Annotated in this window: 26 protein-coding genes; all 26 read right to left on the reverse strand. The window is 40.2% G+C overall.

All coding sequences use genetic code 11. From position 1 onward, the window contains the following. Positions 1-41 precede the first annotated feature (41 nt). Positions 42-260: a translation initiation factor IF-1 gene (gene infA / locus EHW90_RS08670; RefSeq protein WP_007593317.1), complete on the reverse strand. Its 219-nt coding sequence runs from the start codon at positions 258-260 to the stop codon at positions 42-44. After that, entirely contained in the window at positions 239-514 is a 276-nt protein-coding gene (locus tag EHW90_RS08675) for a KOW domain-containing RNA-binding protein (RefSeq protein WP_124952401.1), read from the reverse strand. The genes infA and EHW90_RS08675 overlap by 22 nt, the downstream gene beginning before the upstream one ends. After that, positions 511-1,269, reverse strand: coding sequence for a type I methionyl aminopeptidase (gene map, locus EHW90_RS08680; RefSeq protein WP_124952402.1), 759 nt, complete (start codon positions 1,267-1,269; stop codon positions 511-513). The genes EHW90_RS08675 and map overlap by 4 nt, the downstream gene beginning before the upstream one ends. Before the next feature lie 15 nt (positions 1,270-1,284). Beyond that, positions 1,285-1,926 (reverse strand): adenylate kinase, encoded by a 642-nt coding sequence (locus EHW90_RS08685; RefSeq protein WP_124952403.1) that lies wholly within the window; start codon positions 1,924-1,926, stop codon positions 1,285-1,287. A gap of 78 nt (positions 1,927-2,004) precedes the next feature. Continuing rightward, on the reverse strand, positions 2,005-3,321 hold the full coding sequence (gene secY / locus EHW90_RS08690; RefSeq protein WP_060930096.1) for a preprotein translocase subunit SecY: 1,317 nt from the start codon (positions 3,319-3,321) through the stop codon (positions 2,005-2,007). Continuing rightward, positions 3,321-3,761, reverse strand: coding sequence for a 50S ribosomal protein L15 (gene rplO, locus EHW90_RS08695; RefSeq protein ID WP_060930097.1), 441 nt, complete (start codon positions 3,759-3,761; stop codon positions 3,321-3,323). Before rplO ends, secY begins: the two co-directional genes overlap by 1 nt. A 16-nt stretch (positions 3,762-3,777) precedes the next feature. Further along, complete coding sequence (gene rpmD, locus EHW90_RS08700; RefSeq protein WP_007593325.1) at positions 3,778-3,957, reverse strand: 50S ribosomal protein L30; 180 nt, start codon at positions 3,955-3,957, stop codon at positions 3,778-3,780. 12 nt (positions 3,958-3,969) lie between these two features. Next, positions 3,970-4,479, reverse strand: coding sequence for a 30S ribosomal protein S5 (gene rpsE / locus EHW90_RS08705; protein ID WP_009445667.1), 510 nt, complete (start codon positions 4,477-4,479; stop codon positions 3,970-3,972). Between the two features lie 17 nt (positions 4,480-4,496). Continuing rightward, complete coding sequence (rplR, locus tag EHW90_RS08710) at positions 4,497-4,865, reverse strand: 50S ribosomal protein L18 (protein WP_009445666.1); 369 nt, start codon at positions 4,863-4,865, stop codon at positions 4,497-4,499. A gap of 15 nt (positions 4,866-4,880) precedes the next feature. Then, positions 4,881-5,423, reverse strand: a complete 543-nt coding sequence (gene rplF, locus EHW90_RS08715) for a 50S ribosomal protein L6 (RefSeq protein WP_040457989.1) — start codon at positions 5,421-5,423, stop codon at positions 4,881-4,883. Positions 5,424-5,574: 151 nt separating this feature from the next. Further along, on the reverse strand, positions 5,575-5,976 hold the full coding sequence (gene rpsH / locus EHW90_RS08720) for a 30S ribosomal protein S8 (protein WP_007593334.1): 402 nt from the start codon (positions 5,974-5,976) through the stop codon (positions 5,575-5,577). Positions 5,977-6,230: 254 nt separating this feature from the next. Beyond that, complete coding sequence (locus tag EHW90_RS08725) at positions 6,231-6,416, reverse strand: type Z 30S ribosomal protein S14 (protein WP_008752089.1); 186 nt, start codon at positions 6,414-6,416, stop codon at positions 6,231-6,233. A gap of 17 nt (positions 6,417-6,433) precedes the next feature. Next, the gene (gene rplE, locus EHW90_RS08730) at positions 6,434-6,973 is read right to left on the reverse strand and encodes a 50S ribosomal protein L5 (RefSeq protein ID WP_060930098.1); all 540 of its coding nucleotides are present in this window, start codon (positions 6,971-6,973) and stop codon (positions 6,434-6,436) included. Positions 6,974-6,990: 17 nt separating this feature from the next. Next, positions 6,991-7,296 carry a 50S ribosomal protein L24 gene (gene rplX, locus EHW90_RS08735; protein WP_060930099.1) on the reverse strand — a complete coding sequence of 102 codons (306 nt, stop codon included), beginning with the start codon at positions 7,294-7,296 and terminating at the stop codon, positions 6,991-6,993. Positions 7,297-7,307: 11 nt separating this feature from the next. Further along, on the reverse strand, positions 7,308-7,676 hold the full coding sequence (rplN, locus tag EHW90_RS08740) for a 50S ribosomal protein L14 (protein WP_008752092.1): 369 nt from the start codon (positions 7,674-7,676) through the stop codon (positions 7,308-7,310). A gap of 23 nt (positions 7,677-7,699) precedes the next feature. Next, complete coding sequence (rpsQ, locus tag EHW90_RS08745) at positions 7,700-7,954, reverse strand: 30S ribosomal protein S17 (RefSeq protein ID WP_007593341.1); 255 nt, start codon at positions 7,952-7,954, stop codon at positions 7,700-7,702. Between the two features lie 18 nt (positions 7,955-7,972). Then, the gene (gene rpmC / locus EHW90_RS08750; RefSeq protein WP_008753880.1) at positions 7,973-8,179 is read right to left on the reverse strand and encodes a 50S ribosomal protein L29; all 207 of its coding nucleotides are present in this window, start codon (positions 8,177-8,179) and stop codon (positions 7,973-7,975) included. Continuing rightward, complete coding sequence (rplP, locus tag EHW90_RS08755) at positions 8,169-8,606, reverse strand: 50S ribosomal protein L16 (protein ID WP_009445660.1); 438 nt, start codon at positions 8,604-8,606, stop codon at positions 8,169-8,171. The genes rpmC and rplP overlap by 11 nt, the downstream gene beginning before the upstream one ends. A gap of 1 nt (position 8,607) precedes the next feature. Further along, complete coding sequence (gene rpsC / locus EHW90_RS08760; RefSeq protein WP_060930100.1) at positions 8,608-9,264, reverse strand: 30S ribosomal protein S3; 657 nt, start codon at positions 9,262-9,264, stop codon at positions 8,608-8,610. A gap of 14 nt (positions 9,265-9,278) precedes the next feature. Next, complete coding sequence (gene rplV, locus EHW90_RS08765; protein ID WP_007593354.1) at positions 9,279-9,665, reverse strand: 50S ribosomal protein L22; 387 nt, start codon at positions 9,663-9,665, stop codon at positions 9,279-9,281. A 26-nt stretch (positions 9,666-9,691) separates the two neighbouring features. After that, the gene (gene rpsS / locus EHW90_RS08770) at positions 9,692-9,970 is read right to left on the reverse strand and encodes a 30S ribosomal protein S19 (RefSeq protein ID WP_009445657.1); all 279 of its coding nucleotides are present in this window, start codon (positions 9,968-9,970) and stop codon (positions 9,692-9,694) included. Between the two features lie 14 nt (positions 9,971-9,984). Beyond that, positions 9,985-10,833, reverse strand: coding sequence for a 50S ribosomal protein L2 (rplB, locus tag EHW90_RS08775; protein ID WP_040457988.1), 849 nt, complete (start codon positions 10,831-10,833; stop codon positions 9,985-9,987). 91 nt (positions 10,834-10,924) lie between these two features. Beyond that, entirely contained in the window at positions 10,925-11,224 is a 300-nt protein-coding gene (rplW, locus tag EHW90_RS08780) for a 50S ribosomal protein L23 (protein ID WP_060930101.1), read from the reverse strand. Next, positions 11,224-11,844 (reverse strand): 50S ribosomal protein L4, encoded by a 621-nt coding sequence (gene rplD / locus EHW90_RS08785; RefSeq protein ID WP_007593364.1) that lies wholly within the window; start codon positions 11,842-11,844, stop codon positions 11,224-11,226. The genes rplW and rplD overlap by 1 nt, the downstream gene beginning before the upstream one ends. Before the next feature lie 22 nt (positions 11,845-11,866). Then, on the reverse strand, positions 11,867-12,544 hold the full coding sequence (gene rplC, locus EHW90_RS08790) for a 50S ribosomal protein L3 (RefSeq protein WP_124952404.1): 678 nt from the start codon (positions 12,542-12,544) through the stop codon (positions 11,867-11,869). 75 nt (positions 12,545-12,619) lie between these two features. After that, positions 12,620-12,937, reverse strand: coding sequence for a 30S ribosomal protein S10 (rpsJ, locus tag EHW90_RS08795; protein ID WP_007593367.1), 318 nt, complete (start codon positions 12,935-12,937; stop codon positions 12,620-12,622). Positions 12,938-13,117: the final 180 nt, after the last annotated feature.

A 13,117-nucleotide genomic window follows, 5' to 3' on the forward strand; every position in this document is an offset into this window, starting at 1 on the left:
AGTATTATACCATTAAGCAGTATAATATGCAAGGTCTTATTTTATTTATCACGCCAAATGATTCGACCCTTTGTCAAATCATACGGTGATAATTCTATAGTAACTTTATCACCCGGCAAAATTCTGATATAGTTCATTCTGAGTTTGCCGCTGATATGCGCCAATACCTGATGCCCGTTTTCAAGCTCTACCTGAAACATTGCATTAGGTAATTTCTCAACAACTGTTCCCTCAATCTCTATAACGTCTGATTTAGACATTTACTCCTCCAATTTTTCAAGAGATATTTTAACTTAACGTCGTTAAAGTTATTATCACTTTTTCTAATATCAATAAATTCATCACTTTTTCCAAGCCTGCTGACATGTTTTTTGTTTTTCTTCTTCGGCTTGTCAAGAGTCTTTAATCTGCCGTTTGCAACATAGATAAAATCTTTGTCACATTCTATGACCAGATAATACTCTCCTCTGTCATGACCTGCTGTTGATACTACGATATCACCTATATTTATCATAATTTTCTTAAAGAAAGAATCTCAGGCTCACCGTCCGTTATCAAAATAGTATTCTCATAATGTGCCGCCAGTGAGTTGTCATCTGTAACAACCGTCCAGTCGTCATCAAGCCATACCACTTCGTCTCTTCCGGCTGTAATCATAGGCTCTATTGCAAGAGTCATACCCGGCTGTAATTTGATTCCTCTTCTCTTCATATCAAAGTTCGGAACCTCAGGGTCTTCGTGCAGATGTGTGCCGATACCGTGACCTACCAAATCTCTTACAACACCGTAACCTCTGTCTTTTGCATATGTGCCTATAGCCTTACAGATATCATTAAGGTGATTGCCTGCAATCGCGTACTTGATTCCCTCAAAAAAGCACTCTTTAGTCACCTTTACAAGTGCCTTTGCCTCTTCGCTTCCTTCGCCTATTATATGGGTTCTGGCAGCATCTGAATGGTAGCCTTTCCAAATAACACCTGCATCAAGACTTACTACATCTCCGTCTCTTAAAATTCTTTTCTTTGACGGAATACCGTGTACCACCTCTTCATTTACAGATACACATATTGAAGCAGGGTAGCCGTTGTAGTTCAAAAATGAAGGAACACAACCAAACGACCTTATTATCTCGTCTCCGATTTTGTTTACTTCATATGTGCTCATGCCTGCATGCAATGCCTTTTCCAGTTCTTCATGAGTTTTTGCCAGTATCTCGCCGGCTTCTCTCATTAACTGTATTTCCCTTTCAGATTTTATTGTTACCGCCATCTTAATCCTCACAATCTATCCCAAAACTGCAATAATGTCTAAGAACACTTCTTCCATATCCTTTGTACCGTCTACACTTGCAAGTATTTTCTCATTGTCATAGTAGTCTATCAAAGGCTGTGTCTGCTTATGATATACATCAAGTCTTTTCTTTACAGTCTCCGGCTTGTCGTCATCTCTGATAACAAGTTCACTGCCGCAATTATCACATATATTTTCTTTCTTCGGTGCGGAATACTTTATATGATATGTACTTCCACAGCTTAAGCATGCTCTTCTGCCGCCCATTCTTGTAATGATGGACTCATCCGGAACATCTATATTTATAGCATAGTCAATACTCTCATTCAGTTTTGACAACGCTTGTGTCAAAGACTTTGCCTGCGGAATTGTCCTTGGGAAACCGTCAAGCACAAAGCCGTCTTTACAGTCCGCTTTATGTATTCTGTCAAGAAGCATTCCGATAGTGATGTCGTCAGGGACCAACTCTCCCTTATCCATATACTCTTTTGCTCTCTTTCCAAGCTCGGTTCCTTCTTTTATATTTGCTCTGAATATATCTCCTGTGGATATATGCGGTATATTATATTTTTTTGCAATTCTCTTTGCCTGTGTACCTTTTCCGGCACCCGGAGCACCTAACATAATAATCTTCATGGTGTATCTCCCCCATTTTTTGTTAGTAACCACGAAAAACCCCTGAAGAATATACCCCAGTGGTTTTTCGTAAGATGATTAGTCTAATAAGAATCCTCTGTAATTTCTTACAAGCATTAATGATTCAATTGCTTTTAATGTCTCAAGGACTACACCGACAATAATTATCAGAGATGTTCCGGTAAACGAAAGTCTACTGATATTGAACAATCCTGAAATTATTATAGGGATAATACATACTATTATAAGTCCTGCAGCACCTATAATGATTATATAACTTAATATCTTTGAGAAATAGTCGCTGGTAGGCTTACCCGGTCTTATTCCCGGTATGAAACCTCCCGACTTCTTCATATTATTAGCAACCTCAAGCGGGTTAAAAGTAATTGATGTATAAAAATACGCAAATAAGATAATCAAAATGATATAAACTATAAGTCCGACTGAGTACTTCGGAGCTTCAGGCTTAAACCACATTGATGAATTCATATATGTTAATATCTCACCTATTATTGAACCGTTATTAACTTGCAAGAATTGGCCAATAACTATAGGTGTAGAGAATATTGAAGAAGCGAAAATAACAGGAATAACACCTGCAGTATTTACTTTGAGCGGAATATTTGATGATGTTCCGCCTACACTTCTTCTACCCTGCGTTTTGGATGAATATTGTACAGGAATTCTTCTTTCAGCATCCTGTAAGACAATGGTGAATACTACCATCGCTACTATAAAGGCTATTATAATAGCTGCAGCAACTACCATCTTAGCTACTGTCTGTCCCTTTAAAAATCTCACATAAAGATTGTTAAAGTCAGATGGTAATGAAGCAAGAATATTCAGAAGAAGTACTATCGAAATACCGTTTCCTACTCCGTTCTCTGTAATTCTTTCTCCAATCCACATCAAAAATGCACTACCTGCCGTCATTGTAACTATAGCTACAACTACACTCTTTATTCCAAAATGTATTAAAAGTCCTTGTCTACCGAATCCAATTGCCATGGCTGAAGACTGTAAGAGGGCTAGTGCGACAGTTAAGTATCTTGTGTACTCTACTATCTTTTTTCTTCCGTCTTCTCCATCCTGTTGTAATTCCTCAAGTGCCGGAATCGCAATTGTTAAAAGCTGTATTATGATAGAACTAGTAATATAAGGAGTGATGCTAAGTGCAAGCACACTCAAACTTTCAAATGATCCACCGGTGATGGCGTTGAAAAATCCGAACGCATCCCCGGCTTGTTTTTCAAAGAAATCTTTGAAATAAGTTGTATTCACACCCGGTATAGGTAAATTACTGCCGAAGCGAATAATTACCAGCATTATAAATGTGTACAGAAGCTTCTTTCGTACATCCTTTACTTTAAATGCATTTAGGAGTGTTGTGAGCATTAGATCACCTCACAAGTTCCGCCTGCAGCTTCAATCTTAGCTTTTGCACTTTCACTAACAGCAATATACTTAACAGTAAATTTCTTTGTTACTGAACCGTTTCCTAAAAGCTTAACTCCGTCTCTTGTATGTCTTATAATTCCGGCAGCCAATAATGTATCAGGAGTAACCTCAACGCCGTCCTCAAGACGATCAAGAACTGAAACGTTAACAGCTACGATATCCTTAGAGTTACGATTTGTAAATCCTCTCTTAGGGATACGTCTGTATAAAGGCATCTGACCACCTTCAAATCCAGGTCTTGTAGGTCCTGAACGCGCTTTCTGACCCTTGTGACCCTTACCGGCAGTCTTACCGTTACCTGAACCATGTCCACGGCCACGTCTGAAATTATCGCTGTGCTTTGAGCCTAATGCAGGCTGTAAATTAGATAAATCCATCACTACACCTCCTTCTTTAGACTTCTTCAACTTTTACAAGATGTCTTACATGCCAAATCATACCTCTTACAGCATCATTGTCAGGCATCTCAACTGTCTTGTTTAACTTTCTCAAACCAAGTGCTTCTACAGTTGCTCTCTGCTTTGGGATAGCACCGATAGGAGACTTAACCAATGTAATTTTTAACTTTGCCATATTTTCCTCCTATTATGCTAGTATTTCTTCAACTGACTTACCACGAAGCTTTGCAATCTCTTCAGGTGTCTTAAGTGCTGCCAAACCTGCAAGTGTAGCAAGACATACATTTGTCTTGTTATTTGAACCTAAAGACTTTGAACGGATATTCTTATATCCTGCAAGCTCCAATACCGCACGTGCAGGACCACCTGCGATAATACCTGTACCTTCAGGTGCTCTCTTCAAAAGTACGCTTGCACTTCCGAACTTTCCTGTGTAATCATGTGGAACACTTGAATTCTCATCTATTCTAACCTCAACCAATGACTTGGTTGCTGCCTCTTTACCTTTACGGATAGCCTCAGGTACCTCTCCTGCCTTTCCAAGACCGATACCGACATGACCATTACCGTCACCTACAACAACAAGAGCAGAAAACTTCATTGTACGTCCACCTTTTACGGTTTTGGATACACGCTTGATATTTACGACTCTGTCATTTAACTCCAATTTGCTTGGATCGATGATTTGTCTCTTCATGTATGTTTCTCCTCCTATTAGAATTGTAATCCTGCTTCACGTGCAGCTTCTGCAAGTGCGGCAATCTTACCCTGATAGATGAATCCTCCTCTATCAAACACAACTTTGTCTATACCCTTCTCAAGGGCTCTCTTTGCAACAAGAGTTCCAACATATGCTGCAGCGTCTACATCATTTGTTTTTGAAAGCTCTTCTCTTACACTCTTCTCAAGTGTTGATGCACTTACTACTGTATTTCCCACTGTGTCGTCAATAATCTGAGCGTACATATGGTTGTTGCTTCTAAATACAGCAAGACGTGGTCTCTCAGTAGTTCCGCTGAGACGATTACGCAATCTGGAATGCTTTTTGATTCTGAGATCGCTCTTTGATTTTTTGCTAACCATTTAATTACCCTCCTATTATTTCTTACCGGTCTTACCGACTTTACGTCTGATAACTTCAGTAGAGTACTTAATACCTTTGCCCTTGTATGGCTCAGGCTTTCTTTTGCTTCTGATCTCTGCAGCGTACTGTCCGACTTTTTCCTTGTCGATACCCTGTACTTTGATGATGTTCTGTCCGTCAAGAACTGATGTGATACCCTCAGGATCCACCATCTCTACCGGATGTGAATATCCGAGTGAAAGCACAAGCTTATTTCCCTGCTTTGCCGCTCTGTAGCCAACACCGTTTACCTCAAGCACCTTCTCATAGCCTTCGGTTACACCAACTACCATGTTATGTATAAGGGTTCTTGTAAGACCGTGTAATGACTTGTTTTTCTTTAAGTCGTTAGGTCTGCTTACTACGATATCATCACCTTCCTGCTTAATGGTCATCTCTAAAGGTAATGCTCTCTCAAGTGTACCCTTAGGACCTTTTACAGTCACATGATTATTTTCTGCAATTGTAACAGTTACTCCTGCCGGAATTGCGATAGGCATTCTTCCAATTCGTGACATGCCGTCTTCCTCCTTAAATTTGTCGTGAGCTTTTCGCTCAGGTTTTCAGGTTTATATCATCTAATAGGAAGTCATTAAAGAAAAATTTCTTTATGACTGCTATTAGAGTTGAAACTTAATTTATAATATTATTATATTCTTTCGTTTGGAATTACCATACGAAAGCGAGCACCTCTCCACCTACGTTAAGCTTTCTTGCTTCTTTGTCTGTGATAACGCCGTTATTTGTTGAAATAATAGCTGTTCCTAGACCGCCAAGAACTCTTGGAAGCTCTTCTCTGCTTGCGTATATACGTAAGCCCGGCTTTGAAATTCTCTTCAATCCACTTATTATTCTCTCGCTCTTGTTAGCTGTATACTTAAGGAATATTCTGATATCCTTGAAGTTACCATTGTCAACAAGTTCGTACTTCTCTACATAACCTTCTTCTACAAGTATGTTAGCTATTGCTATTTTCATCTTTGAGGAAGGAATATCAACTGAGTCATGTTTTGCAGTATTTGCATTTCTGATTCTGGTAAGCATATCTGCAATTGGATCGCTCATTGTCATGGAATTTTTTCCTCCTGTTTATTTTAAATGTATCTTGTATAAATTCTTTTCTTTGCTTTGATTAAGCTTAAGCTGAGGAAACACTTCCCAACTAAGTTCGCACTTCGTTACGCTCGTGCTCACTATCTGCCGGGTGGCGTCCACTCGACTAAGCTCAAACTTCGCTTCGCTCGTTTTCACTAAGGCTCGGGACGGGCTTTCGCACTAAATTCGCACTTCACTTCGTTCGTGCTCATTAAGTGCTCAATGCCTGCCTACCAGCTGGCTTTCTTAACTCCCGGGATCTGACCCTTATAAGCCAATTCACGGAAGCAAATTCTACAGATACCATACTTTTTAAGATAAGCATGTGGACGACCGCAGATTCTGCATCTGCTGTATTCTCTTGTAGAGAATTTTGCCGGTCTAGCCTGCTTGATCTTCATTGAAGTCTTTGCCATGAAATCTTCCTCCTAAATTATTTGAAAAATGGCATATTGAATAATGTCAAAAGTTCTCTAGCTTCTTCATCTGTGTTTGCAGTAGTAACGAAAATAACGTCCATACCACGAACCTTGTCAATCTTATCATACTCTATCTCAGGGAAGATAAGCTGTTCCTTAACTCCAAGAGCATAATTTCCTCTACCGTCAAATGCATTAGGATTTACACCTCTAAAGTCACGCACTCTAGGCAGAGCAAGATTTATAAGTCTGTCAGCAAACTCATACATCTTTGAACCGCGAAGAGTTACCTTACAACCTATAGGCATACCCTCTCTAAGTTTAAAGTTAGCAACTGATTTCTTAGCCTTTGTAACTACCGCCTTTTGTCCGGAGATAATTTCAAGATCTCTAACTGCAGCATCTAACACTTTTGCATTGTCTTTTGCCTCACCGACAGCCATATTGATAACGATCTTATCAAGCTTCGGTACCTGCATAGGATTCTTATATCCAAACTTCTCAGTCATTTTCTTGACGATTTCGTTGTCATACATTTCCTTTAATCTTGCCATGTTTTCCTCCTTTCCAATTAGTCGATAGCCTTACCGGTCTTCTTAGCTACACGAACTTTCTTGCCGTCTTTTACTTCAAAACCGACTCTTGTAGCCTGACCGTCAACAACCAACATTACATTTGATATATCAATAGTTCCCTCTGTATTTACGATACCGCCGTTCTGGTTAGCCATACTTGGCTTTGTATGCTTTGTAATCATATTACAGCCTTCAACTATTACTCTGTTCTTCTTAGTATCAACCTTTAATACTTTACCTGTCTTGCCTTTATCTTTTCCAGATATGATTTTAACCATATCATCTCTTTTGATTTTATGCACGCTAGACCTCCTTATAATACTTCAGGTGCGAGAGATACAATCTTCATGAACTGCTTCTCACGAAGTTCTCTTGCAACCGGTCCAAAGATACGAGTACCTCTTGGAGTCTTGTCATCCTTGATTATAACTGCTGCGTTTTCATCGAATTTGATGTATGAACCGTCTTTACGGCGTGTGCTATTGACTGATCTTACTACAACAGCCTTAACAACATCACCTTTCTTAACAACACCGCCGGGTGTTGCATCTTTAACGGTAGCGACGATTATATCGCCGATATGAGCATATCTTCTAGTTGAACCACCCATAACACGAATTGTAAGCAATTCCTTTGCTCCGGTGTTATCGGCTACCTTCAATCTTGTTTCCTGCTGAATCATGCCGGATACTCCTTCCTACCTAATTATTTTGCCTTCTCAATTATCTGTACAAGTCTCCATCTCTTATCCTTTGAAAGAGGTCTTGTCTCCATAATCTTTACAGTATCGCCAATGTTACATTCATTCTTCTCATCATGTGCCTTGAACTTAACAGTCTTCTTTACAATCTTGCCATAAAGTGGATGCTTTACATGGTCTTCGATTGCAACAGTGATTGTCTTATCCATCTTATCGCTAACAACCTTGCCGATACGGGTTTTTCTAAGATTTCTCTCCACGGTTTATCTCCTTTATCTTTATGCCAATTTTGCATTCTCAGTGATAACTGTCTGAATTCTGGCAATGTTCCTACGAACTTCCTTAATTCTTGAAGTGTTATCCAACTGGCTGGTTGCATTTTGGAATCTAAGGTTGAAAAGTTCCTTCTTTGCCAAAACCAATTCCTCATTTAACTGTTCTAAGCTTTTTGACTTTAATTCGTTTACATAATTCTTAGTTTTCACTTGCTTCACCGCCTTCCAAATCAGCCTTTGAAACTATCTTACATCTGCAAGGAAGCTTATGCATTGCAAGACGAAGTGCCTCTCTGGCAATCTCTTCAGGTACGCCTGCGATCTCGAATAATACACGACCCGGCTTTACAACAGCTACCCAATACTCTGTAGCACCCTTACCTGAACCCATTCGAGTCTCAGCAGGTTTTGCTGTAACAGGCTTATCAGGGAAAATCTTTATCCAAACTTTACCGCCACGCTTGATATAACGAGTCATAGCAACTCTGGCAGCCTCTATCTGGTTTGACTTTATCCAACAAGGATCAAGGGATACTAAACCATACTCACCGTAAGTGATCTTATTGCCTCTTAGGGCCTTACCTGCCATAGAACCTCTAAACTGTTTTCTACGCTTTACTCTCTTAGGCATTAACATATTATTTTACGCTCCCTTCCTGTGTTTTTCTTTGAGGAAGCACCTCACCTGTATAAATCCAAACCTTAACACCGACTTTACCGTATGTTGTGTTTGCCTCTGCAAAACCGTACTGAATGTCGGCTCTCAATGTCTGAAGCGGGATAGTACCCTCTGAATAGAACTCTGTACGAGCCATATCCGCACCGCCAAGACGTCCTGAACAGCTTGCCTTGATACCAAGTACTCCTGCCTTCATACTTCTTGACATTGTTGACTTCATTGCTCTACGGAATGAAATACGGTTCTCAAGCTGTGCAGCGATGTTCTCAGCTACAAGCTGTGCATCTCTGTCAGGTCTCTTGATTTCTTTAATATCAATGAATACTTTCTTATCTGTAAACTTTGATACTTCCTTCTTTAATTTCTCAACTTCAGCACCCTGCTTACCGATAACAACACCCGGTCTTGCAGTATGAAGTATTATTCTAACTCTGTCTGAAGCACGCTCTATTTCAATATCTGATACGCTTGCTGAATAAAGTTTCTTCTTTAAGAACTTTCTGATATTGTAGTCTTCCACTAAACAATCAGCGAAATCCTTATCAGCGTACCATCTGGAGCTCCAGTCTTTTATAACACCGACTCTAAGTCCATGTGGATTAACTTTCTGTCCCATTTTCGCGTCTCCTCCTATCTTTCATCTAAGACCACTGTGATATGGCTCATTCTCTTCTCGATACGATAAGCTCTACCCTGTGCTCTAGGCTTAATTCTCTTCATTATAGGGCCGTCACTTGCGTAACACTCTGCAATATATAACTTAGACGGATCTAAATTGTTGTTGTTCTCAGCATTAGCAACTGCTGACTCTACCAATTTCTTGATAACACTTGACGCATATCTTGGGCTATACATAAGAATACCCAAAGCCTCACCAACATTCTTACCTCTGATAGCATCCAGCACGAAACATGCCTTCTGAACAGGTACTCTGGCATATGAGAGCTTAGCTGATGGTCTGGTGTCCTTAACTGCATTTCTTTCTCTTTTAATCTGGGATCTATGTCCTTTTGCCATTTAAAAAACCTCCTTTCAACCCTCTCTTATCTTGAAGCTTTCTTATCGTCAGCTTTATGTCCTCTGTAAGTTCTTGTAGCAACGAACTCACCAAGCTTATGTCCTACCATATCCTCGGTAACATATACCGGAACATGCTTTCTTCCATCATGAACAGCAATAGTATGACCTACCATCTGTGGGAAGATTGTAGAACGGCGTGACCATGTCTTGATGACACTCTTGTCGCCGGCTTTGTTCATTGCGTCAACTTTCTTTAATAAACTTGCATCTGCAAATGGTCCTTTTTTAAGTGAACGTGACATTTATCTTTCCTCCTTTATTTAGTAGCGGCCTTACCATCTCTTCTTCTGATGATTAGCTTATTAGACTGTTTCTTCTTGTTTCTAGTCTTAAGACCAAGAGCCGGTTTACCCCAAGGAGTAGATGGACCCGGACGACCGATTCCGGTTTTACCTTCACCACCACCGTGTGGATGGTCATTAGGGTTCATGACAGAACCACGAACTGTAGGTCTGATACCCATGTGGCGCTTTCTTCCCGCCTTACCGAGCTTAACAAGTGAATGCTCACCGTTTCCTACTATACCGATAGTAGCTCTGCAAATGATCGGAACCATTCTCATCTCGCCTGAAGGAAGACGAAGAGTTGCATACTTTCCTTCCTTAGCCATAAGCTGTGCAACATTTCCTGCTGAACGAACAAGCTGTCCGCCCTTTCCAGGGTAAAGCTCGATGTTATGAATCTGTGCACCTACAGGAATCTCTGCAAGTGGTAAACAGTTTCCGATTCTTGCCTCTGCACCTGAACCGCTTACGATTGTAGCTCCAACCTGAAGTCCTTCAGGAGCAAGGATATAAGCCTTTGCACCGTCTACATATGAGATAAGTGCAATATTTGCTGTTCTGTTAGGATCATACTCTATTGCAACAACTTTTGCAGGAACTCCATCCTTTGAATTTCTCTTAAAGTCGATAATTCTGTATTTTCTCTTTGCACCGCCACCACGATGTCTAACTGTTATTTTACCTTGATTGTTTCTTCCTGAGTTCTTCTTGATTGGTGCCAACAATGACTTCTCAGGAGTACTCTTAGTGATTACGCTAAAGTCCAAACCTGTCATGTTTCTTCTTGACGGTGTATACGGACTATACTTCTTTATTCCCATTTTATCTCCTTCTTGTGCTATGCACTTTATCACGGCAGGATGCCGTATAATATTACTCAGATATTATCTGAGAAAAAGCAACATTTGTTGCTTATAATCCCTGGAATAACTCGATATCCTTACTGTCCTCTGTAAGCCATACAATAGCCTTTTTAACCTTTGCTGTCTTACCTGTTGTCATTCCTCTTCTCTTTGACTTTCCGTCCTGGTTCATAGTATTTACTCTTGAAACCTTAACGCCGTCAAACATCTTCTCAACAGCTTCTTTGATCATTGTCTTGTTTGACTCAGGATGTACAAGGAAAGTATACTTTTTATCAGTCATGCCGAGCATGCTCTTCTCTGTAATAACCGGCTTAAGTATTACATCATAGTATTGTATGTTTGCCATTACGCATATACCTCCTCTATAGTCTTAACAGCGTCCTTTGAAGCTACCACTGTGTTGTACTTTAAGATATCATATACATTGATAGTCTTAGGTGAAGCAGCCTTAACACCATATATATTTCTAACAGAAAGTACAGTGTTCTTCTCATTCTCAGCACATACAACAAGTGCCTTCTTAACATTTAAGTTGTTCAAAGTCTGCTGCATCTTCTTTGTCTTAATCTCGCTCATTGCAAAATCATCAACTACGATGAACTTGTTCTCAAGAACTCTGCTTGTAAGAGCACTCTTAAGAGCGATTCTCTTCTCTTTCTTATTGAGATTGATTGTATAATCTCTTGGAGTAGGTGCAAATACAACACCGCCACCCTTCCACTGAGGTGATCTTGTTGAACCCTGACGTGCATGTCCTGTACCTTTTTGCTTCCAAGGCTTTCTACCGCCACCGCTAACTTCGGAACGGGTCTTTGCCTTTTGTGTTCCCTGACGCTTGTTTGCCAACTGTGCAACAACTGCCATATGAACTAAATGCTCGTTAACATTAACTCCGAACACAGCATCATTTAATTCTATACTACCTACTTCTTTTCCTTCAATATTAAATACTGATATATTAGCCATTTGTGTTCCTCCTTTCTGTTAGTTATTTCTTCTTAACAGTCTCTTTTAATGTTATTAGAGCCTTCTTTGAACCCGGCATTGAACCCTTTACAAGGATAAGATTCTTATCTGCATCAACTCTTACGATTTCAAGATTCTGTGTTGTCACCTTCTTTGCGCCCATATGTCCAGGCATTCCTTTACCCTTGAATACATGGCTCGGATCTGAAGATGAACCGTTTGAACCCTGATGACGGTGGAACTTTGAACCGTGACTCATAGGTCCTCTTGACTGTCCGTGACGCTTGATAGCACCCTGGAAGCCCTTACCCTTTGAGATAGCTGTTGCATCAACTTTATCTCCTGCAGCGAAGATATCTGCTTTGATTTCAGCCTTTGGAGCATACTCTGATGCATTCTCAAACTTGAACTCTCTGATAAATCTTCCGGCAGCAAAAACTTCTCTCTTCTTATCACCGTTCTCAACTACAGTCTTCTCAATTCCTGCCTTAGCAAGATGACCTGACTTAGCCTTATTAACCAACTTTGTACGGATCTGTCCATATGCAACCTGAACTGAATTGTATCCGTCATTCTCCTCTGTCTTAACCTGTGTAACAACACATGGTCCTGCAAGAAGAACTGTTACAGGTATTAACACGCCGTTCTCATCGAAAATCTGTGTCATACCTACTTTTCTAGCAAGTATTGCTTTCTTCATTATTATACCTCCTGGTTTATTCTACAGCGGAGCACTATGTGCTCATCCTAGAGCAGGATTAACGCTTATAGCGGATTATCTACTCTTCATTTTGATGTCAATGTTCACACCTGCAGGCATTTCCAATCTGGAAAGTGCATCAACAGTCTTCTGTGATGGTGCAATGACATCAATCAATCTCTTGTGAGTTCTCTGCTCGAACTGCTCACGAGAGTCTTTGTACTTATGTACAGCTCTAAGGATAGTAACCACTTCCTTCTTTGTTGGTAGTGGAACAGGTCCTGAAACAGCTGCTCCTGTCTTCTTTACAGTATCAACAATTCTTGCAGCACAGCTGTCAACCAATTGGTGATCATAAGCTTTTAATGTGATTCTCATTACCTGATTTGCCATAAAAAAAGCCGCCTCCTTTTCAATCTTTATAAAAGAAATTGACAAGCGGTGACTGTACACTCTTCCGTGCGTGTCGTAAAACTTAACCACACGAAATACTCAATATGAGATGCTGTTTGTACAGTGACTTGTCGCCAGTTTTTGCAACATGACCTTCGCTCCACATAAAACCCGTAAACG

This window comes from Lachnoanaerobaculum orale (assembly GCF_003862485.1).
In the GTDB taxonomy this organism is placed as follows: domain Bacteria; phylum Bacillota; class Clostridia; order Lachnospirales; family Lachnospiraceae; genus Lachnoanaerobaculum; species Lachnoanaerobaculum orale.